This window comes from Arthrobacter sp. TJ-240, from assembly GCF_058269195.1.
Genome location: NZ_JBZCNG010000001.1, coordinates 490,956 through 511,761 on the forward strand (window position 1 = coordinate 490,956; position 20,806 = coordinate 511,761).

General features: G+C 70.3%; 21 protein-coding genes and 2 tRNA genes. 16 read left to right on the forward strand and 7 right to left on the reverse strand.

What is annotated here, in order from left to right:
* Nucleotides 1-11: 11 nt before the first annotated feature.
* Nucleotides 12-2,525 carry an ATP-dependent DNA ligase gene (locus AC4D2C_RS02350; protein WP_490912098.1) on the reverse strand — a complete coding sequence of 838 codons (2,514 nt, stop codon included), beginning with the start codon at nt 2,523-2,525 and terminating at the stop codon, nt 12-14.
* A gap of 76 nt (nt 2,526-2,601) precedes the next feature.
* Complete coding sequence (locus tag AC4D2C_RS02355) at nt 2,602-3,108, reverse strand: SRPBCC domain-containing protein (protein ID WP_490912100.1); 507 nt, start codon at nt 3,106-3,108, stop codon at nt 2,602-2,604.
* A gap of 68 nt (nt 3,109-3,176) precedes the next feature.
* On the opposite strand from AC4D2C_RS02355, the gene ku reads away from it, so the two are divergent.
* Together ku and AC4D2C_RS02365 are read left to right on the forward strand one after the other, a co-directional pair.
* Nucleotides 3,177-4,016, forward strand: a complete 840-nt coding sequence (ku, locus tag AC4D2C_RS02360; protein ID WP_490912102.1) for a non-homologous end joining protein Ku — start codon at nt 3,177-3,179, stop codon at nt 4,014-4,016.
* Entirely contained in the window at nt 4,016-4,264 is a 249-nt protein-coding gene (locus tag AC4D2C_RS02365) for a hypothetical protein (protein ID WP_490912104.1), read from the forward strand. The genes ku and AC4D2C_RS02365 overlap by 1 nt, the downstream gene beginning before the upstream one ends.
* Before the next feature lie 264 nt (nt 4,265-4,528).
* Here AC4D2C_RS02365 and AC4D2C_RS02370 read toward each other — a convergent pair whose 3' ends face one another.
* Together AC4D2C_RS02370 and AC4D2C_RS02375 are read right to left on the reverse strand one after the other, a co-directional pair.
* Nucleotides 4,529-5,197 carry a haloacid dehalogenase type II gene (locus AC4D2C_RS02370; protein WP_490912106.1) on the reverse strand — a complete coding sequence of 223 codons (669 nt, stop codon included), beginning with the start codon at nt 5,195-5,197 and terminating at the stop codon, nt 4,529-4,531.
* A complete protein-coding gene (locus AC4D2C_RS02375; protein ID WP_490904997.1) occupies nt 5,197-5,448 on the reverse strand; it encodes a DUF2630 family protein in 252 nt (83 codons plus the stop codon). Before AC4D2C_RS02375 ends, AC4D2C_RS02370 begins: the two co-directional genes overlap by 1 nt.
* Before the next feature lie 178 nt (nt 5,449-5,626).
* On the opposite strand from AC4D2C_RS02375, the gene AC4D2C_RS02380 reads away from it, so the two are divergent.
* The 5 genes from AC4D2C_RS02380 (at nt 5,627) to pstS (ending at nt 8,808) form a co-directional block, all read left to right on the forward strand.
* Nucleotides 5,627-5,700: transfer RNA gene (locus tag AC4D2C_RS02380), tRNA-Val, on the forward strand.
* A 216-nt stretch (nt 5,701-5,916) separates the two neighbouring features.
* On the forward strand, nt 5,917-6,381 hold the full coding sequence (locus AC4D2C_RS02385; protein ID WP_490912107.1) for an Hsp20/alpha crystallin family protein: 465 nt from the start codon (nt 5,917-5,919) through the stop codon (nt 6,379-6,381).
* 118 nt (nt 6,382-6,499) lie between these two features.
* Entirely contained in the window at nt 6,500-7,297 is a 798-nt protein-coding gene (locus AC4D2C_RS02390; RefSeq protein ID WP_490904999.1) for an SDR family oxidoreductase, read from the forward strand.
* Between the two features lie 102 nt (nt 7,298-7,399).
* A complete protein-coding gene (locus tag AC4D2C_RS02395) occupies nt 7,400-7,621 on the forward strand; it encodes a hypothetical protein (RefSeq protein ID WP_490912109.1) in 222 nt (73 codons plus the stop codon).
* 74 nt (nt 7,622-7,695) lie between these two features.
* Entirely contained in the window at nt 7,696-8,808 is a 1,113-nt protein-coding gene (pstS, locus tag AC4D2C_RS02400) for a phosphate ABC transporter substrate-binding protein PstS (RefSeq protein WP_490912111.1), read from the forward strand.
* A gap of 54 nt (nt 8,809-8,862) precedes the next feature.
* Here the strand turns inward: pstS and AC4D2C_RS02405 are convergent, their stop codons facing one another.
* Complete coding sequence (locus AC4D2C_RS02405; RefSeq protein ID WP_490905002.1) at nt 8,863-9,399, reverse strand: SRPBCC family protein; 537 nt, start codon at nt 9,397-9,399, stop codon at nt 8,863-8,865.
* Between the two features lie 208 nt (nt 9,400-9,607).
* Between AC4D2C_RS02405 and AC4D2C_RS02410 the strand changes: the two genes are divergently transcribed.
* The 3 genes from AC4D2C_RS02410 to budC all read left to right on the forward strand — a co-directional run bounded on the left by AC4D2C_RS02410 (nt 9,608) and on the right by budC (nt 11,650).
* Nucleotides 9,608-10,102, forward strand: a complete 495-nt coding sequence (locus tag AC4D2C_RS02410) for a Dps family protein (protein WP_490905003.1) — start codon at nt 9,608-9,610, stop codon at nt 10,100-10,102.
* 110 nt (nt 10,103-10,212) lie between these two features.
* A complete protein-coding gene (locus AC4D2C_RS02415) occupies nt 10,213-10,737 on the forward strand; it encodes a gluconokinase (protein ID WP_490912112.1) in 525 nt (174 codons plus the stop codon).
* Nucleotides 10,738-10,855: 118 nt separating this feature from the next.
* Nucleotides 10,856-11,650, forward strand: coding sequence for a meso-2,3-butanediol dehydrogenase (budC, locus tag AC4D2C_RS02420; protein ID WP_490912114.1), 795 nt, complete (start codon nt 10,856-10,858; stop codon nt 11,648-11,650).
* Nucleotides 11,651-11,785: 135 nt separating this feature from the next.
* Here budC and AC4D2C_RS02425 read toward each other — a convergent pair whose 3' ends face one another.
* Entirely contained in the window at nt 11,786-12,484 is a 699-nt protein-coding gene (locus AC4D2C_RS02425; protein WP_490912116.1) for a LysR substrate-binding domain-containing protein, read from the reverse strand.
* A 55-nt stretch (nt 12,485-12,539) separates the two neighbouring features.
* Here AC4D2C_RS02425 and AC4D2C_RS02430 point away from each other — a divergent pair, with 55 nt between their 5' ends.
* The 4 genes from AC4D2C_RS02430 (at nt 12,540) to AC4D2C_RS02445 (ending at nt 19,085) form a co-directional block, all read left to right on the forward strand.
* On the forward strand, nt 12,540-12,932 hold the full coding sequence (locus AC4D2C_RS02430) for a DUF5997 family protein (RefSeq protein WP_490905007.1): 393 nt from the start codon (nt 12,540-12,542) through the stop codon (nt 12,930-12,932).
* Nucleotides 12,933-13,147: 215 nt separating this feature from the next.
* Complete coding sequence (imuA', locus tag AC4D2C_RS02435; RefSeq protein WP_490912118.1) at nt 13,148-13,969, forward strand: DnaE2-dependent mutagenesis accessory factor ImuA'; 822 nt, start codon at nt 13,148-13,150, stop codon at nt 13,967-13,969.
* A complete protein-coding gene (locus AC4D2C_RS02440; protein WP_490912119.1) occupies nt 13,966-15,609 on the forward strand; it encodes a DNA polymerase Y family protein in 1,644 nt (547 codons plus the stop codon). The genes imuA' and AC4D2C_RS02440 overlap by 4 nt, the downstream gene beginning before the upstream one ends.
* A 56-nt stretch (nt 15,610-15,665) precedes the next feature.
* A complete protein-coding gene (locus tag AC4D2C_RS02445) occupies nt 15,666-19,085 on the forward strand; it encodes an error-prone DNA polymerase (RefSeq protein ID WP_490912120.1) in 3,420 nt (1,139 codons plus the stop codon).
* A 79-nt stretch (nt 19,086-19,164) separates the two neighbouring features.
* On the opposite strand, the gene AC4D2C_RS02450 is transcribed toward AC4D2C_RS02445, so the two are convergent.
* A tRNA-Leu gene (locus AC4D2C_RS02450) sits at nt 19,165-19,247 on the reverse strand.
* A gap of 319 nt (nt 19,248-19,566) precedes the next feature.
* Here AC4D2C_RS02450 and AC4D2C_RS02455 point away from each other — a divergent pair.
* Together AC4D2C_RS02455 and AC4D2C_RS02460 are read left to right on the forward strand one after the other, a co-directional pair.
* Nucleotides 19,567-20,307, forward strand: coding sequence for an FHA domain-containing protein (locus AC4D2C_RS02455; protein WP_490912121.1), 741 nt, complete (start codon nt 19,567-19,569; stop codon nt 20,305-20,307).
* Nucleotides 20,304-20,792: an FHA domain-containing protein FhaB/FipA gene (locus tag AC4D2C_RS02460; RefSeq protein WP_490912122.1), complete on the forward strand. Its 489-nt coding sequence runs from the start codon at nt 20,304-20,306 to the stop codon at nt 20,790-20,792. Before AC4D2C_RS02455 ends, AC4D2C_RS02460 begins: the two co-directional genes overlap by 4 nt.
* Nucleotides 20,793-20,806 lie beyond the last annotated feature (14 nt).

Below are 20,806 nucleotides of genomic sequence, written 5' to 3' on the forward strand. Positions count from 1 at the left end.
TGCGTGCGGATTCAGAGTTCGACGACGACGTCGGACGGCGTCTTGTCCGGCCGCCAGCCCCGCCAGACGGGATGTCGCAGGCGGCCTGTTCCGGTGTGTTCGCTGTACTGGACCTCACCCACGAGGGCGGGCCGGACCCAGTGGGCGTCCGACGCGTCGATCCCGGGCACGTCGGTGAGTGGGGCGGTCTTCCGGCCCAGCTTCTTCAGGCGGGCTCCGACCTCCGCGAGGTCCCGCTCCGTCAGGCCGGAACCCACGCGGCCCACATAGCGCAGGTCCACGCCGTCGGGCACGGCCACGAGCAGTGACCCGACCTTCGAGGCACGGGTTCCCTTGCCCGGCCGCCAGCCCACCACCACGACCTCCTGCGTGCGCAGGTGCTTGATCTTCACCCACGACGACGACCGCGCGCCGGGTTGATAGTCGCTCGTGAGGCGCTTGGCCATGATCCCCTCCAGCCCCAGCTGCCGGCTCGCCTCGACGGCTTCCCGGAGGGTCGCATCGAGGGCCGGGGGGACCTGCACGTGACCGTCCTCCGCGGGGTCCACGGCCCTCTCGAGCAGTTCGCGCCGCTGGCGGTACTCCAGCCCGGTCAGGTCGGTGCCGTCGAGCTCGAGCAGGTCGAACAGCATGAGGCGCACGGGCGTCACCTCGCGGGCGGCGTCGATCTCGGCCCGGCGCGTGAGCTTCATGCGCGTCTGGAGCAGACCGAAGTCCGGCCGGCCGCGGCGGTCGAGGGCTACGATCTCGCCGTCGAGCACGGCGCTCCCGGCATGGACGAGGTCCCCGAGGTCCCCCAGCTCCGGGTAGACGGGCGTGGTGTCGATGCCGTTACGGCTGGTCAGGGTCACCGCGCCGTCCCTGATCGCGGCGATGCAGCGCACCCCGTCCCACTTCATCTCGTAGGACCAGGCATCGGGGTCGGGGATGGCCTCCTCGGAACCGAGGGTGGCCATCATGGGCCGGAGGACCGCCGGTCCGGGTCGGGCGGGAACCGGCGTCTGCTGCGTCTGCCGCATCTCCTGGGCTTCAGTGTCCGGGGACGCCGGCCCGCCGCCGCCGCTGTTCTGCTGCGCCTCCGCGGGCTGGTCCTTCATGAGGTGGATCAGCCAGTTGCTCTTGCCGTTCGATCCGCCGCCCGTGTTGATGAGCGCGTAGCGGCGGATCGCCGTCCCGCCCCTCGCCAGGCCGCCGTCCGCCCGCCCGTGGAGCGTGCAGATGACCTCCTTGCCCTCACGCCACTTCTCCAGCTCGTACGTCCCCGCATCCCAGATGGTCACCTCGCCCGCGCCATATTCCCCGTGAGGAATAGTTCCCTCGAACGAGCCGTAGTCCAGCGGATGGTCCTCCGTCTGGACCGCCAGGTGGTTCCTGCTCGGCGTCAGCGGCGGTCCCTTCGGAAGGGCCCACGAGACGAGGACGCCATCGTGCTCCAGGCGGAAGTCGTAGTGGAGGCGGCGCGCGTGATGCTCCTGGATCACGAAGCTGGTGCCCCCGGCAGGGCCTACCGCGTCGGGGACGGGCTCGGGCGTCTTCGCGGCGTCCCGCATGGCACGGTAGGTGGACAGGCGGTCCGACGGCGCACCAGCGGCACGGCCGGGGACCTGCTCGTCGCTCGCCGTGAGGGGCACAGTGGCGGGAGCCAGGAGGTCCCCGGACTCCTGGAGGCGCTGCACCACCTCCGCGTGGTCCAGCTGCCGCAGGTCCTCGCCGCCGAGCTCCTCCCACGCCCGCGGAGCGGCGACGGTGGGCTCGAAGCGCCCACGGAGCGAGTAGGGGCTCACGGTGGTCTTGTTCGCGTTGTTCTGGCTCCAGTCGACGAGCACCCGGCCTGAGCGCAGCGCCTTCTTCATGTCGCTGACGGCGAGGTCGGGGTGGTCGGCCTCGAGGGCCCGGGCGAGTTCACGCGCGACGGCGGACACCTGCTCCGAGGTCTGCCGGCCGTCCAGGGCGCAGTAGAGGTGGATCCCCTTGGCACCGCTGGTCACGGGGAACGGCTCCAGGCCCATGCCCTGCAGGATCGGCCGCGCGAGCAACGCCACGGCCGCGCATTCGGCCAGCCCTGCATCGGTCCCGGGGTCGAGGTCCAGGACGAGGCGGTCCGGGTTGCCCCGGCCGCCGTCCTCGGTGAAACGCCACTGCGGCACGTGGACCTCGAGCGCGGAGATCTGCCCTAGCCAGGTGAGCGTTGCGAGGTCCTCCACCAGGGGGTAGACGTTCGTGTGGTCCTTGTGCTGGATCGCGCGGCGCGGCACCCAGGCGGGAGCGTTGTCGTCGATGTTCTTCTGGAAGAACACTTCGCCCGGCTCCTCGGGGGTCCCGACGCCGTGGACCCAGCGCTTCCGGGTGACCGGCCGGTGCTGCGCGTGCCGGATGAGGTGCGGCGCGACGGCAGCGTAGTAGGCGAGCACGTCCGCCTTGGTGGTACCCGTGACCGGGTAGAGCACCTTGTCGAGATTGGAGAGACGCAGCGTGCGTCCGTCCACGGTGACGGTCTGCTGCCGGGCCGTGCGCGGAGGAGCCATGCCCCCAGTCTCGACCGCAGGCCCGGGGGCGGTCCAGTACCAATCGGCCGGGCACCCCTACGGCGCCCGCCGGGCCCTAGCCCTGGTCGCGGTCCTCGAACTGCTCGCGGTACCGGGCCACGTAGACGTCCCACAGCGCCGGGTCCTGCCCGAGGCTGCGCTTGTTCAGGAAGTCGTCCAGTCCGGCGATGGTGAGGTGCCAGCCGGCGGCCATGGTGGCCGAGTGCCGCGGGCTGCCCGGGGTCAGGAGCAGCACGAGCTGCGATCCGTTGTCAGCGGTCCGCGCAAGTTCCCAGCGGAGGCTGTCCCGCTCCCACGTGTAGGCGAGCACCGTGGGCCGCTCGGCCTCCAGCACCTCGCCGCGCAGGGGCTTCTGGTCGGCGTACCGGAACAGGATCTCCTCTCCTGCGCGCGGCTCGAACTCCATCTCGCAGGGGAACCAGTACTTCAGCTTCTCGGCCTCCGTCAGGTGCTTCCACAGCACGGTCGGCGGGAACGCGAACTGGAATTCCAGGCGCAGCACGGTGGCGCCGTCGTCGCTGGTGGTCTTGCTGACGATGGGCTCTACGGTCTCGGAGGTCACCTCCCAAGTCTAGGGCGGGCGGGCGGCACCCTCTGGCCCACTAAGCCTGCTTGGTGTTGACTTGACCCATGAGAGCCATCTGGAAGGGAGCGGTCGCGTTCGGGCTGGTCAACGTGCCGGTCAAGGTCTACAGCGCCACCGAGGACCACGACATCCCCCTCCACCAGGTCCACGACGAGGACGGCGGCCGCATCCGCTACCAGCGCCGCTGCGAGATCTGCGGTGAGGTGGTCGACTTCAAGCACATCGACAAGGCGTACGACGACGGCGAGCACACGGTGGTGCTGACCGACGAGGACCTCTCGTCCCTGCCGGTCGAGAGGAGCCGGGAGATCGAGGTGGTGGAGTTCGTGCCGAGCGACCAGATCGATCCGGTCATGTTCGACCGCGCGTACTACCTCGAGCCCGACAGCACCTCGACGAAGGCGTACGTCCTGCTGCGGCGCACGCTCCAGGAGACGGACCGCACCGCGATCGTGCAGTTCTCCCTCCGGCAGAAGAGCCGCCTGGCGGCGCTGCGCGTCCGCGGGGACGTGCTCATGCTCCAGACGCTGCTGTGGGACGACGAGGTGCGGGAGGCCTCCTTCCCGGCCCTCGAGGAGAAGGTGCGCATCTCCGCCAAGGAGAAGCAGATGTCCGCGGCGCTCGTCGACTCCTTCTCCACCGATTTCGACCCCGAGAACTTCACCGACGACTACCAGGTCCAGCTGCGCACCCTGATCGACGCGAAAATCGAGAAGGGCGACACGATCGACACCGAGGAGACCTTCGGTGCGGCCAGGGACGACGACGACGGTGACAACGTGCTCGACCTCATGGAAGCCCTGCGCCGCAGCGTCGAGAAGAACCGCGAGAAGAAGGCCGGCGGCACGAAGACCACCGGCGCCTCCAAGAAGAAGGGCGCGTGATGGGATTCTTCACCGACAGCCTCGGCCGCCAGACCGTGGTGCAGACACCGAACGCGCCGATCCTCGGATGGGCCCTGTTCGGTGCAGCGTCCTTCATGGCCCTGGAGGAACGGAACCGTGAGCGCCTACGCCTCGCCAGCTCGCTCTGCCTGGCCGTCTGGGCCGCGCTCGAGGTGATCTCCGGGAAGAGCGGGTTCCGGCGCAGCTCCGGTGCGCTGACCCTGTCCTGGCTCTCCCGCAAGGTCTGACGCCCCTCCGCACGGTGCCCTGGCGCTCCGCGAAGACGTCCGGCACGCCATCCTGGTCGATGACTGTCTTCTCCTGCTCCTCGATCTTCCGATAGCGCTTGTCCCGCCCCTTTCCGGATCGGACCAGCAGGACAGGGAGCCCGGCTTGCGTGCTACCGCCGCTCACTCCAGGGGGAAGTTCTCCCGGCGCAGCAGCTTCGCCAGGGGTGCAGGTCGGTGACGGGGATTCGGCGGGCCACCCGGGCGATGGATGGCCGGCGACCCTCAGGCCCGCAGGACGCCGGGCAGCTCGGTGATCGAGGGTACTTCGTGATCGGGTGCCGTCATGGCGGAGGGATAGGGCGAGCCGTCGCGGTTCAGCCAGGCGGTCCGGAGCCCGGCACGCGCAGCACCGTCGATGTCCCAGGGATGGACGGCGACGAGCACGACGTCGCCCGCCTCCCGATGCAGGGCACCGAGGGCGTAGGCGTAGGACTCGGGGGCGGGCTTCCAGCGCGGCGCGTCCTCGACCGACAGGACGGCGAGGACCTGATCCCGGACACCGGCCCGGTCCAAGAGTGCCTCCGCCGTCGCCGTCGCGCCGTTGGTCAGCGCTGCGACGCCGAAGCCTGCGGAAGCCAGGGTACGGATGCCCTCCACCACGTCCGGGTGCACCGCGAGCCCCTGCAGCGCCGACATGATGTGGGCGACCGCGTCGTCGAGGTCCCGGTTGAGGATCTCGTCCGTGAGGACCGCCCGCAGTGCACCCTCGGCGACCTCCTTGAACGCAGGGTTCTGCCCGGCTGCGGTGAGCGCGAAACCATCCCGGAGCACCGAGGCGAACCAGAGCGCGGCCAGCTGCGGAGGCGCGCCGATCTCCTCGAAATGCTGGGACAGGGGGTCCATGTCCGACAGGGTGCCGTTGACGTCGAACAGCACCACCGGCAGCGCCATTACTGGCGGTACCCCTCCACCTGGCTGATGGGACGGGCATCGGCCTCGGCGGGGTCCTCTCCCGCATCGGCCTTCGCGCGGCGCTGGCGGAGCAGGTCCCAGCACTGGTCGAGGTCCTCCTCCACCTTCTTCAGGCGCGCGGCGTGGTCCTGGTGGGCCTCGGCGGCGCCGGCGTCCTGTGGCTGCTCGCGGAGCTCGTGCTCCTCCTGCACGAGTGCCTGGATGCGCTGGAGGATGTCCTGGTTGTCCATGGTGCGTCCCTTCGTCGTCGCCGTCCCGGCATGCCGGATGATCAGCAGGCTTTCCTTCAGGCTACTGAGGCCGCGGACGGTTGACCAGCACGATCGGCGATGCGCCCGGGAGCCGGAAAGGCGTCGCAGGGGAATTTGGCGCGGCGCCCGGATGCCCTAAGCTGTTGGAGAACCAATTGCCTGTGTAGCTCAGTCTGGTAGAGCATCCGCTTCACACGCGGAAGGCCCGGGGATCGAGGCCCCGCGCAGGCACGAGGATCAGCTGGAGACAGCACCACAGAAGGCCCGTACCGATTCGTCGGTGCGGGCCTTCTGCGTTGGTGGACCGCGTGTTCGTTCTGGGCGAACGGACCGAGGCTTAGCACTCATAGGGGCCGAGTGCTAATATCTTCGTAGTTGAGCGAAGGACGCTCAACTCCAGGAATCCACCCACCGGTGGCATACGCGAAGGAGTTGTTTCCAGTGGCCATGAAGTTCGATCCATTCCGCGAGCTGGACCGCGTTGCCGGCGCCCTCCTCGAGAGCCGTCCCGGACTCCGCCTCATGCCGATGGACCTCTACCGCGAGAAGGACCACTATGTCCTTGCCGCGGATCTTCCGGGCATCGATCCCGGTTCGGTCGACATCGACGTGGACGGCCAGCTCCTGACCATCCGCGCGGAGCGCACCCTGCGCAGCGCCGAGGGTGTCAAATGGCTGACCCGTGAGCGCGAGAGCGGCTCGTTCCTCCGCCAGCTCAGCCTGGGCCAGGGCGTCGACACCGAGGGCATCTCCGCCCGGTACGAGAACGGCGTCCTGAGCGTGATGATCCCCGTCAGCGAGCGCGCCAAGCCGCGCAAGATCGAGATCGTCAGCGGAGAGGCGTCGACCCCGATCCACGCCGGCGCCGTCCGGGACTCGGACTCCGGCACCCAGGGCGCCGTCGAGTCCTGACCCCCGCCGCGAGTACCCCCGACCGGCACCCCTACCAGTACCCCCGGGCTTCCCGCCCGGGGGTACTTCGTCGTGAGCCCCCTTGCGGGGGTGCGCGCCGGGCACGAAGGATGGGGTCATGGACTTCACACCCAGCAAAGCAATCGTCACAGGCTCCGATTCCGGCATCGGCCGGGCCACGGCCGTCGCCCTCGCAGCGGCCGGCTGCGACGTCGGCATCACCTGGCACTCCGACCAGGAAGGTGCCGAGGAGACCGCGCGCCTCGTCCGGGAGAAGGGCGTCCGGTCCGCCGTCGCGCAGCTCGATACCACGGACGCCCCGGCGTGCGGCGATGTCGTCGATCAGCTCGCCCAGGAGCTCGGCGGCCTCGACGTCTTCATCAACAACGCGGGCGTCAACGGCGGCACCATGTTCATGGAGACCGACTGGGACACCTGGCGCGGCACCATGGGCGCCAACCTCGACGGCGCGTTCGTCTGCATCCAGCGCGCGGCCCGGCACATGATCGACGGCGGCAAGGGTGGGCGCATCATCGCCGTCACCAGCGTCCACCAGGAGCAGCCGCGCGTCGGCTCGGCGGCCTACGACGCCTCGAAGCACGGCCTCGGCGGGCTGATCCGCACCATTGCGCTCGAACTGGCCGACCGCGGCATCACGGCGAACGCCGTCCTGCCCGGAGAGATCAACACCCCCATGAACGCGTCGGCGGACCAGGATCCCCGCACCATGGACCGCCCGGGCATCCCCGTGGGCCGGCCGGGAGCACCCGAGGAGATCGCCGACGTCGTCGCCTTCCTCGCATCCGGCGCCTCCAGCTACGTCAACGGCGCGTCGTTCGTCGTCGACGGCGGCATGCTCCTGATGGGGCCGCAGGCAGGATCGCACCTCACCAGCGGGGACTGGCGCACTCTCTGATCAGGAAAGTGTGAGGAACACCACAGTCTTCAGCGCACGTTCATGCCGCGTTCAGGAGGGGTGGCTAGCGTGGGAGTCCCGTACCCCTGCGAAAGGCCTGCCATGGACGCCCCCCTCCCCCCTGCCAGCGATGCCGACCTGCAGGACTGGTCGGGCTTCAAGCGCGGCGAGCACGTCACGCTCCAGCATGCGGCGGGGACGCAGCTCCGCGGAGTCCTGGACATGAGGACCGACGACGCGTCCGTGGTGTGGATCCAGCTGAACGACGGTGGTGGCCGCCGGCTCGTGCACCGGGGCGACGGCTACCGCCTGCGCCGCGGCTGATCCGGGGACGGAACACCCCGTCCACCTGATGTCCATCTTGGGTTCACCTTTTCGCCACCTGTAACGTGGCGGAGGTGAGAACCCGTGCACCCCTGTCGCTGTCCCTCGCCGTCGTCCTCGGTCTCACGGCCTGCGGCTCCGACTACCCGCTGGGCCCCGAGCAGGAAGCGGCGGCGCAGCGCGGGGACACGAGCCTGCAGGGCGCCGTGACCGCCGCAGGATCCTCCGCCCAGGGACCGGCCATGGACGCCTGGCGCTCGGGATTCACCACCCTCCACCCGCGCGCGCAGGTGCAGTACTCGCCCGACGGCTCCGGCGCGGGACGCGGTGCGCTGCTCGCCGGAGCCGTGGGGTTCGCCGGCTCCGACGCGTACCTCAGTGACGAGGAGCTCGCCGGGTCGACGCAGGCCTGCGGGCCGGGCGGTGCGTTCAACATCCCCGCGTACATCTCCCCCATCAGCATCGCGTTCAATCTGCCCGGCATCACGGAACTGGAGCTCGACGCCGCCACCGTGGCGCGGATCTTCCGGGGTGACATCGCGACGTGGGACGATCCCGCCATCGCGGCCCAGAACCCGGACGTGGACCTCCCCGCGCTGCCCGTCTCGGCGGTCAGCCGGTCCGACGACTCCGGCACCACCGAGAACTTCACGGACTACCTGCACGCCGTGGTGCCGGAGATCTGGACCGAGGAGCCCGACGGCTCCTGGCCGTCCGCCCTCGGGAACGAGAACGCCAAGGGCAACGCCGGCGTGGTCAGTACCGTGGCAGCCACTGCGGGAGCCGTGACCTACGCGGACGATTCCGCCGTCGGGGATCCCCTCGGCCGCGTGTCCCTGAAGGTCGGCGACGCCCACGTCCCGGCGGGCCCCGAAGCGGCCGCGGCCGCCGTCGACCTCGCGAGTCGCGTCCCCGGCCGCGCGGACTACGACATCGCACTCGACCTCGACCGGGCCACCACTGCCCCCGACGTCTACCCGCTGGTCCTCGTCTCGTACCACGTGTACTGCTCGCGCTACGAGAACGAGGCGACGGCCGAGGTCGTCCGCGCCTTCGGCACCTACGCGGTCAGTACGGAGGGGCAGGCCGCGGCCGCGGACGCGGCGAAGAGCTCCCCCCTCTCGCCCGAACTGTCACAGCTGGCCACCGAGGCGATCGCGTCGGTGGAGGTCGGCGAGATCCCCTAGGACGCGGACGAGGCGGACCCCCGCAGGGATCCGCCTCGTCCTCGGGCACGTGCGTCAGCCGACGCGCGGCCCTCCCGAATCGGGGTCGTTCGTGGACGTGTCGGGCAACGCATCGTTCGCCGGCGCGGCGTCCCCGCCACCTGTCGGCGGGGCGTCGACATTCCCGCGCCAGGCGCCGGTCTCCCCACCGCTCTTCTCGATGAACTGCTTGAACCTCTTGAGGTCGCCCTTCACCTGGGCGGAGTCGGCGTTCACCACGGCGCCGATCTTCTCCGTGAAGGTCTCGGGGTGCCAGTCGATCTGCACCATGAGCCGCGTCGTGTTCGCGTCCAGGCGGTGGAAGGTCACCACGCCGGCGTGGGACTCGCCGTCGGTGCTCTTCCAGGCCACGCGCTCGTCCGGGTGCTGCTCGGTGATCTCGGCGTCGAACTCGCGCCGGACCCCGCCGATGCTCGTCACCCAATGTGTCCGTGTGTCCGAGGTCTGCGTGATGGACTCGACCCCTCCCATGAACTGGGGGAAGCTCTCGAACTGGGTCCACTGGTTGTACGCCGTGCTGACCGGTACTGCTACGTCGATAGATTCCTGCACTGAAGCCAAAAGGTTCCTCCTCGTAGAGACTCCGGCGCCGTCGCTGCCCCTGTACAGGGGCCGAGCACGGCTGACCATAAGTCCCCTTAGCGTAGGCAGATCGGTTGGAATTGACCAACGCGCAGGTCTAGGGTGAAAGGAGTCCCCCCGGCGGGAATCGGCGTGTCCGGAACCCGCCCGGAGCAGGAAATCTAGCACTGGAGGATTCATGAAGGCTTCACCCACCCTCACGGACAACATGCAAGCCGTCCTGGTCGACCTCATCGAACTGCACCTGCAGGGCAAGCAGGCCCACTGGAACGTGGTCGGCAAGAACTTCCGCGACCTCCACCTGCAGCTGGACGAGATCATCGACGACGCCCGTGCCTTCGCCGACGAGATGGCGGAGCGCATGCGCGCCCTGCACGCCGTACCCGACGGCCGCAGCGTCGCCGTCGCCGAGGGCACCAAGATCCAGCCGTTCCCGGCCGGGCTCGTCTCGACCAAGGACACCGTGGGCCTCGTGGTCAACATGCTGAACGCCACCGTGAACACCATGCGCGACGTCCACGACCAGATCGACGAGGAGGACCCCACGACGGCGGACCTGCTGCACGGATTCATCGCGAAGCTCGAGCAGTACGCCTGGATGGTCGACGCCGAGAACATGGAGCCGACCGCCGAGGTCGTCACGCCCGTCGGCACGGAGAACGCGACCGTCTGACGCACGGCATCCTTCGTCTGATAGGAAGGGAGGCACCGACTGGTGCCTCCCTTCCCGCGTCCGGGGTGGGGTTCCCGCGCCCGTCCCGTCACCAGAGAAGGACACCGCACATGGAAGCACGTCCCTGCCACGTGGTCGTCATGGGGATCTCCGGATCGGGCAAGACGACCATCGCCACGCGCCTCGCCGAGCAGCTCGGCTGGACCTTCGCCGAGGCCGACGAATTCCACCCGACCGCCAACATCGCGAAGATGAGCTCCGGGACGCCGCTCACCGACGAGGACCGCTGGCCGTGGCTGGGCTCCCTGCGGGACTGGATGACCGCCCAGGCGCGTGCGGGCCGCAGCACCGTGGTGACCTGCTCGGCCCTGCGGCGCTCCTACCGGGACATCCTCCTGCAGGCCGAGGGCAGCGTCAGGTTCGTGCACCTGCTCGGCGACACCGGCCTGATCCTCGAGCGCATGAAGACCCGCAGCGGCCATTTCATGCCGGAATCACTCCTGCCCTCCCAGGTCAGCACCCTCGAGCCCCTGCAGCCGGACGAGCAGGGCGCCCGGATCGAGAACACCGGCACGCCCGACGCCGTCACGGCCACCGTCATCGACAGGCTCGATCTCGTGTCCGGGTGCCGGTAGCCCCCCGCACCCGGACGCAGGACCACTAGCAGGTCCGGTGCTCCTGCGGGGAGCACCTGCGGTTGTTGCGGGAGCATGGGCCCGATGCCACGGTGGAGGGAACGAGAGGAGCGTGGCAATGGACCCCGGATCAGGCGGCGCGGTCATGCAGCAGAGGTTCGACGGGAAGGTCGTCATCGTGACCGGCGCCGGCTCGGGCATCGGCGAGGCGACGGCCCGGCGCTTCGTCGCCGAGGGGGCCCGGGTGGTCCTGACGGATTCCGTCGCGGACAAGATCGACGCCGTCGTCGCGTCCCTGCCCGACGCGCAGGCGACGGCGGTGGCCACCGATTTGGCCGACTACGGGCAGGTGGCCGTCATGGTGCAGGAGACCGTGCAGCGGTACGGCCGCCTCGATGTCCTCGTCAACAATGCGGGCACCATCACCCAGGGCACCGTCCAGGACACGACCGTCGAGGACTGGCACCGCGTCATCGACACCGACCTCTCCGGCGTGTTCTACGGGACGAAGGCGGCCCTGGAGTACCTGGTGGAGAGCAAAGGATGCATCGTCAACGTCTCCTCCGTCTCCGGCCTGGCCGCGGACTGGCGCATGAGCGCCTACAACGCGGCCAAGGGCGGGGTCAGCAACTTCACCCGCGCGGTTGCCCTGGACCACGGCAAGGACGGCGTGCGGGTCAACGCCGTCGCCCCCGGTTTCATCTGGACGGACCTCACGAGCGATGACGGCGAGCCGCACGAGCTCTCCGACGAGTTCGCCGCGCGCATCGCGCTCGGGCGCGGCGGCCTGCCGGAGGAGGTCGCCGCCGCCATCACCTTCCTCGCGAGCGACGACGCGCGCTTCATCACCGGCGTGGTGCTCCCCGTGGACGGCGGCACGATGGCCAGCAACGGGCAGCCGGCCCAGGCCTGAGAGGTGCACGACGTCCGGTACGACCCGTCGGCCCGGCGCTACAGCAGCGCCGCGAGGGATCGGTCCACGGTGCGGCCGGAGAAGATGCAACCACCCAGGAAGGTCCCTTCTGCACCGCCGCTTCGGCGTGGGACGTCAGCGCCGCTTGCCCCGCGTGCCGGACGGGCGGGCCGGTTTCCCCTGCTGCTTCCCCTGCTGCTTCGCAGGCTGCTGTTTCCCGGCCGCGGCCTTCTTCGCTGCCGCCTTCTGCGACGCGCTCTTCTTCGGCGCCTCGCGCTGCGAGGGCTGCCGCGAGCTCTGGGCCGTCCGTCCGCGGACGATGCCGATGAACTCCTCGACGTCGTCGGACTCGTCCTCCATCCGCCAGGCGATGCCGATCGTGGTGACGGGCAGGCCGGGGACGGGCCGGTGCACGGCGTCCTTCCGCGCGTACAGGCGGGCCAGGGACATCGGCAGGACCACGACGCCGGCGCCGGAGGCCGCCACCTCCACGGCCATCCTCGGGCCACCGCACCCGACGACGTCGAGCAGGGTCTCCCCCTCGAGCTCCTCGAGCGGCACGTCCTCGTAGAGCGAGAGCTCGTTCTCCCTCGACATGACGGCCACGGGCTGTTCCTCGTAGAGGGGGATCAGGTGGAGCCCGGTGCGGTCCACGGGCAACCGCACGAAGACGACGTCGTCGGATGCGTCCCGGAGCGCCGCCAGGGCGTCGTCGTGCTGGTGGAGCTCCAGGGGGATCTCCGGATGCCGCTCGCGCCACCGCGCCACCCACTTGCCCGGCGTGACACCCGGGACGAAGCCGACGGACAGGATTCGGGGCTGGTCGGCGGGCACCTCCTCACAGTAGCGCCTGCCCCTCCGCCGCGGACGTGGCCGTTAAGCTGGGACCATGAATCCCCCGAAGACCCCCCAGACCCTGAAGCCCGCCACCGCGGCCAAGAAACTGGGCATCTACCTGCCCGCCGCCCCCCAGGGCTTCCAGGAGACCGAGCTGACGCGTGCGGAGTTCAACGAGCTGCAGCAGACCCCGCCCGAGTGGCTCGCCGAGTTGCGCCGCACCGGCCCGCACCCACGCCCCGTCGTCGCCCAGAAGCTCGGCATCTCCATCAGCGGGCTGGCCCGCGGCGGGATCACCGACCCCCTGACGAGCGAGCAGATCACCGCCCTCCTGCAGGATCCGCCCGCCTGGCTGGTCGCCGAGAGGTCCACGCAGGCCGCGGTCCGCGCTGAGGCCGCACGGGTCAAGGAGCGCGACACCGCGCGCAAGGAGACCGACGCCTGAGGTGGATTCCTCCGGGCCGCCCAGCTGCCCGGTCTCCGCGGACTGCCCGATCTCCGCGGACTGCCCGATCTCCTGGAGCTGCCGGAAGACTTCGCACGGGCGAAGGGCACGCCGGGATCGGGTCCTGATCGGGCGTTCTGAATACCACAGAAGAAGCGTTTTCCTGCGCCGACACGCCGATTGACTTAATCGAACACGTATTCGAATATTAGGGAGTGACACCTCCAGCCGCCGGCCATTCCCTCGCCTGGGATGAGCCTTCCCCCGACTCCGAGGACACACACCACCCGAACCCCGCCGACCGCCGGGGAGCGTCCACGGCGGATGTCACCCTCGGCCTCCAGGCCCGCATCAACAGCATGCAGGCCCGCAAGCTCGATTCCCGCCTACTGCCCACGGTCCCTGCCCTCGCGCGGATCCTGCCCGGCGGGGGCCTCCAGTCCGGCGGCTCCTACACCGTCCGGAACTCGACCTTCCTCGCCATGGCCCTGCTCGCCGGTCCTTCCGCGACCGGCGCGTGGTGCAGCGTGGTCGGCATGCCGGACTTCAGCGTGGAGGCGGCGCAGGGTTTCGGGATCAACCTCGAACGCCTCATCCTGGTCCCCGATCCCGGGCCTCAGTGGCTCACGGTCACGGCGGCACTCGTGGACGTCGTCTCGATCGTCCTGACCCGCTCACCGGAACACCTCGCCCCCACCGAATGGGCCCGCCTCAGGGCGAGGCTGCGCCAGCGCGGCTCGGCCCTGATCACCCTCGGCAACTGGAAGCAGAGCGACTCCACGATCGGCGTGGCCGAGAGCGCGTGGGAGGGGCTCGGCGCGGGAACGGGCCACCTCCGGGCGCGCTCCATGAAGATCACCGCCACCCAGCCCTCGGGGCGGCTCCGCCACGCCTATGTGGGACTCGCCGACCTGCAGGGAGCCCCTGCGGGCACCACGTTCCCGGGCACCACGCACCAGCATCTGCAGCACGACGCCCCGAACGCGGCCGGGGCGGCCGGGACCCTGTTCGAGCCCCGGCTCATGAAATCCTCATGACGTCCCCGCCGGCCACGCCCACGGAGCCCGCGGAACCCACGGAACCCACGGAACCCACGGAGCCCGTTCCTGCCACCCGGACCATGGTGCTCTGGTGCCCCGACTGGCCCATCACGGCCGCGCTGCGCGAGCACGCGCTGCCCGCCGAGACTCCGCTCGTCCTCGTGGACCGCGGGGAGGTCTTCGCGTCCTCCCCGGCGGCCCGGGAGGACGGCGTGAAGCGCGGGCTGCGTATCCGCGAGGCCCAGGCCCGCTGCACAGGGCTCGTGGCCCTCCCGTACGACCCGTCGCTCGACGAGCGCACCTTCGAGCCCGTGACCGCGGCCGTGGAGACCATCCTGCCCGGCGTGCAGGTCCTCCGCCCGGGACTGTGCGCCATCAGGGTCAAGGGCCCTGCCCGCTACTACGGGAGTGAGCGCAACGCCGCAGCCGTGGTCCAGCAGACGCTGGCCGCCATCGGCCTCACCGACGTGCGGATCGGCGTCGCGGACGGGCCGTTCGCCGCCGAGCAGGCGGCCCGGGCCACCGACCAGCTGGACGACGACGTCGAGCAGCTGGTCGTCATCCCGCCGGGCGGCTCGCCCTGGTTCCTCGGCAGCTACCCCCTGGAGGTCCTCGAGCAGCCCGGACTCGCCGTGCTGCTCAAACGCCTCGGCATCCGCTCCCTCGGCGACTTCGCGGCGCTCAAGGCCTCCGATGTCCGCAACCGCTTCGGCATCGAGGGGGCCATCGCCCACCGCCAGGCCAGTGGGCTCGACCACCGGAGCGTGGTGGCCCGGACGCCCCCGCCCCACCTCGACACCATCGCCGATTTCGAGCCTCCCCTCGCCCGTATCGACCAGCTCGCCTTCGCCCTCAGGGCCCGGGCCGGCGGGTTCGTCGACACGCTGCGCGAGGCCGGGCTCGTCTGCACGGCGCTGCAGGTCTCGCTGCACACGGAAGCGGGCGAGACGTCCCAGCGCCGGTGGCAGCACCCGCGCTGGTTCGACGCCGACGACGTCGTGGACCGCGTGCGCTGGCAGCTCCAGGGCACCAACGCCTCCGACCACGGACTCACCTCGGGCATCACCCGGGTCCACCTCGTCCCGGACATCGTCGAGGACCTCGGCGACCACGCGGACGGGCTCTGGGGGACGGGACCGGACGAGGGGATCCACCACGGGCTGGCCCGTGTGCAGAGCATGCTGGGTCACGGCGCCGTGCTCACCGCCATCATCGCGGGAGGACGTCTCCTGGCGGACCGCCGCGTGTACATCCCGTGGGGGGACACCCCGGCGGGCCGGTCCGCGAAGGTGCCGGCGAAGGACCGCGACCAGCCCTGGCCCGGCCGGCTGCCCGGCCCCGCCCCCGCCACCGTGTTCGCCGAGCCCGTACCCGCCGCCGTCGTCGACGCGCACGGCAACCCGGTGGACGTGGACCCGCGCGGCCTCCTGAGCGCCGATCCTGCCTTCTTCAGCGCGGGGCCCGACGACGGCCGCCGGGCCGTGCACTCCTGGGCCGGCCCCTGGCCGATCAACGAACGCTGGTGGGACCCGAAGGGGCGCGTGCTCAACCGCTTCCAGCTGGTGGACCACTCGGGATCCGCCTGGTTGCTGCTGCTCGAGGATCACGCGTGGTGGCTGGAGGCCGGCTACGACTGACGGCGGGACCCCGCCACCCGCGACAACTACAGGACATCCAGACAGGGAGGGACGCCATGGGCTGGAACAATCCACCGATCCCCTGGTCGGATTTCGAACGGAACCTCTCGGCCACCCGGCCCGGAGCGCCGCCCCTCGGGGCCGACGGCGGCGACAGCCCCGCCTGGTCCCGGAAGCGCCTGCCCTACACGGCTCCCGCGGAGGCCTCCGCCCCGGAGGGTCCGGTGGTGCCGTACGCCGAACTGCACGTCCACTCCAACTTCAGCTTCCTCGACGGCGCGTCGAGCCCCGAGCACCTCGCCGAGGAGGCCCAGCGGCTCGGCCTCACCGGCATGGCCCTGACCGACCACGACGGCCTGTACGGTGCGGTGCACTTCGCGGAGGCCGCCGAGAAGTACCCGGGCTTCTCGACCCTGTACGGCACGGAGCTGTCCCTCGGCCTGTCCAAGCCGCAGAACGGCGAAGCCGACCCGGAAGGGCGGCACCTGCTGGTCCTCGCCCGCGGATCGGCCGGCTACCACCGCCTGTCCACGGCCATCACCGAGGCCCAGCTCGCCGCCGACGCCGAGAAGGGCAAGCCCCGCTACGGCCTGGAGCGCCTGGCCGGGCATGCCGCCGGGCAGTGGCTGATCCTCACGGGCTGCCGGAAGGGGGCGGTCCGCTCGGCGCTGGTCTCGGACGGGGAGGCGGCGGCCGAGGCCGAGCTGCGGGTGCTCGTGGACCTGTTCGGCCGGGACTCGGTCGCCGTCGAACTCATCAACCAGGGCAACCCGCTCGACACCGCCCACAACGACGCCCTGGCGGCCCTCGCGGCCCGCCTGGACCTGCCCACTGTGGCGACCAACAACGTGCACTACGCGACACCGAAGCAGCACCGCCTCGCCTCGGCCCTGGCTGCCGTCCGGGCCCGCCGGAGCCTGGACCAGATGGACGGCTGGTTGCCCGCGGCCGGTGCCGCGCACCTGCGCAGCGGCGCGGAGATGGCGCGGCGGTTCAGGGGCTACCCCGGCGCGGTGGAGCGCACCGTGGACATCGCCGCCGATCTCGCCTTCACCCTCCGGAGCGTCAAGCCGGGACTGCCGAACATCGACCTCCCGGAGGGCCACACCCAGATGAGCTATCTCCGTGAACTCGTCCGGCAGGGCGCCGACAGGCTCTACGGGGGCAGGGAGGATGTCCGCGAGCGGATCGAACGCGAACTGGAGGTGATCGAGGACAAGAATTTCCCCGGGTACTTCCTGATCGTCCACGACCTCGTGCACTACGCGCGCCGCAACGGGATCCTGTGCCAGGGGCGGGGGTCGGCGGCCAATTCGGCGGTCTGCTACCTGCTCGGGATCACGGCCGTCGATTCCATCAAGTACCAGCTGCCCTTCGAACGGTTCCTCTCGAGCATGCGCGACGAGGAACCGGACATCGACGTGGACTTCGACTCGGACCGCCGCGAGGAGGTCATCCAGTACGTCTACCGCAAGTACGGGCGCTTCAATGCCGCGCAGGTGGCCAACGTCATCACCTACCGTCCCAAGTTCGCGGTCCGGGACATGGCCAAGGCCCTGGGCCACAGTCCCGGGCAGCAGGATGCCTGGTCGCGGCAGATCGAGCGGTGGGGCGGCCTCGTCTCGAGCAGCGACCACGACATCCCCGACGCCGTGGTGGACCTGGCACAGGAGGTCCTGGGGTTCCCGCGCCACCTGGGCATCCACTCCGGCGGGATGGTGCTCACGGACCGGCCGGTGGGAGAGGTCTGCCCCATCGAGCACGGTCGCATGGACGGCAGGACGGTGCTCCAGTGGGACAAGGACGACTGCGCCTGGATGGGACTCGTGAAGTTCGACCTGCTGGGCCTCGGCATCCTCGCGGCCATCCAGTACAACTTCGACCTCGCGGACCGGCACTTCGGCGAGGCGTGGGAGCTGCACACCATCCCCAAGGAGGAGCAGGGCGTGTACGACATGCTGTGCTTCGCGGACTCGGTGGGTGTCTTCCAGGTGGAGAGCCGCGCCCAGATGGGCATGCTCCCGCGCCTGCAGCCCCGCCAGTTCTACGACCTCGTGATCGAGGTGGCCCTCGTGCGGCCCGGCCCCATCCAGGGCGGCGCCGTGCACCCGTACATCAAGCGGAAGATGGGCGAGGAGGAGGTCCGGTACATCCACCCCGACCTCAAGCCCGTCCTCGAACGGACCCTCGGGGTGCCGCTCTTCCAGGAGCAGCTCATGCAGATGGCCATGGTGGTGGGTGGCTGCTCGGGAGCGGACGCGGACCTCCTGCGCCGCGCCATGGGATCCAAGCGGGGCGAGGAGCGGATCGACTCCCTCAAGGCGAAGCTGTACGAGGGCATGGCGTCCAACGGCATCACCGGCGATGTCGCCGACACCATCTACAACAAGATCCATGCCTTCGCGAACTTCGGGTTCGCGGAGAGCCACTCGATCAGCTTCGCGCTGCTGGTCTACGTCAGCGCCTGGCTGCGCCTGCACTACCCGGGCGCGTTCCTCGCCTCGCTCCTGCGCGCCCAGCCCATGGGGTTCTACTCGCCGCAGACGCTCGTGGCCGACGCCCGGCGCCACGGCGCCGTCGTCCTGCGCCCCGACATCCTGCATTCGGGGGTGCACGCCGATCTCGAACCGATCGAGGGCTACGACCCGCCGGAGGATCCCCGCGCGCGAACCACCGGAATGGATTGCTGCGTCGAGGACGAGCAGGCGCCCGTCGGGTACTTCGACCCCGACACGCCGTTCGATTCCACACCCCACCGCCGCGACGGCAACTACGCCGTGCGGCTGGGACTCGCCAGCGTGGAATCCCTCGGGGTGAAGCTCGCGGAGAGGATCGTCGCGGAGCGGGAACGGAACGGGCCCTACGAGGACATGCCGGACCTGGCGCGCCGCACCGGCGTCAACGCGGGCCAGCTCGAGGCCCTGGCGGCGTCGGGTGCCTTCGACTCGATGGGCCTCAGCCGCCGGGAGGCACTGTGGAACGCCGGCCCCGCAGCCACGGAGCGTGAGGGCCAGATCAAGGGGACCGCCGTCTACATCCAGCCCCCGCTGATGCCGGAGCTCTCCGACATCGACAAGGTGGGCTCCGACCTCTGGTCCACGGGCATCACCCCGGACGATCACCCGGTACGCCACGCCAGGGGACGGCTGCAGCGCCGCGGTGCCCTGACCGCCGTACAGCTGAGGACGGCGGAGTCCGGCCGGCGGATCGAGGTGGCGGGAGTGGTGACGCACCGGCAGCGGCCGGCGACGGCGAGCGGTATCACGTTCATGAACCTCGAGGACGAGACAGGGCTGGTGAACGTCATCTGCTCGGTGGGGGTGTGGCAGCGCTACCGCCGGGTGGCGCGGGAGGCCAGTAGCGTGATCGTGCGCGGCGTCCTCGAGCGGTCCTCGGAGGGGGTCGTCAACGTCGTCGCCGACCGCATCGAGGTCCTGCAACTCAAGGCGACCACCAGGTCCCGCGACTTCCGCTGACGTGTGCCGGTCCGGCGCCCCGGCCGGGATACGACGAAGGGCCCCCGCTGAGCGGGGGCCCTTCGTCGTCTACCACGTGTGCGCGAGGGGGGATTTGAACCCCCACACCCTTTCGGATACTGGCACCTGAAGCCAGCGCGTCTGCCGTTCCGCCACTCGCGCAATTTCGAGATCCAACTCCGGACGCAGGGCGCCGGTGTTGTGAACAGCAGAGTCAAGCATAGCGGAGCCCTGCTGGAATCACCTAAACGGCTCCGTCCTCCCGGGCGGGTCCGCCTTCGTCCCGGCGGCCGCGGGCAGGGATCGTTAGGACAAAGTAATGCTCCGGGCCCGCCGGTGAAGCCCATTCCCAGAGGCTCCCAGTAGTATCGGATGGAACATGCCCGGCCGGACATCGCCGTTTCCAGGACCGGGGCAAGCCCCGCAGCACACCGCTGGCGGGGTCTCACACCACAGTGCGACAAGAGGGAGGAGGCGACGTATGGGCATTCTCGACAACGTGGAGCGTGGGCTCGAGAAGCTGGTCCGGGGAGCCTTCACCACGGGTTCCCGGTCCCAGGTGCAACCCCTCGAGATAGCCAGCGCCCTGCGGAAGGAACTGGACAACAGGTCCCTCGTCCTGTCCCAGGGCCGCACCCTCGCTCCCAACGTCTTCACGGCGCGCCTGTCCGATTCCGACTTCGAACTCGCCCAGCAGTGGGGGTCCGCCCTCGCCGAGGAACTGTGCGACGTCGTCATCGCGCACGTCAACAGCCAGCAGTACAGCCTCCAGGGACCGGTCCGCGTCTCCTTCGAGCACGATCCCGACCTGAAGGCGGGCGTCTTCGAGATCGATTCGTCAATCGAGAAGCAGGCCGCCGCCCGCCGGCCCGCCGGGCCGGCTGCCCCCGCCGCACCGCGGCGCCAGCCCACGCGCTACCAGCCCGTCCTCGAGATCGACGGACAGCGCTACTCGATCAACACCGGGTCGATCGTGCTCGGACGGTCCTCCGAGGCTGACATCCTGGTCGACGACACCGGCGTCTCCCGGCGCCACCTCGAGATCCGCACGCACGAAGGACGCTACTTCGCCGTCGACCTCGGTTCCACCAACGGCAGTTACGTGAACGGCCGGCGCGTCGACGGGCGCGCGGAACTCACGGACGGTTCCACCATCACGATGGGGCGCTCCCGCCTGACCTTCCGCCTGGTGGCCACGCAGAACGGAGGGCTCCAGCGATGAGCGAGGCCGGGGAACTGACCGTCACGTTCCTGCGCTTCGGCTTCCTGCTCCTGCTGTGGGTCCTCGTCCTCAGCACGGTCGGAGCGCTGCGCCGCGACCTCGTGGTGGGCCGGCGCAACAAGGTCGGCACACCGACGGCGCGTGAGATCCGCAGGAACCCCGAACTCGTGGAGGAACCGGCGCCGGCACGCCCCTCCGCGCGGCGCCTCGTCGTCACGGAGGGCCCTCTCACCGGGACCACACTGGACCTCGCCGCGAGCCCCATCCTCCTCGGCCGCGCCCAGGAGGCCACCCTCGTCCTCGAGGACGACTACGCATCGGGACGCCACGCGCGCCTGTTCCCACAGGGCAGCCGGTGGTTCGTCGAGGACCTCGGCTCCACCAACGGCACCTACCTCGCGGGCACCCAGCTCACCCGCGCCCTGCCCGTCGAGCCGGGCGTCCCCATCCGGATCGGTAAGACGGTCATCGAATTGAGGCCGTAGGCGTGCCGCTTGCC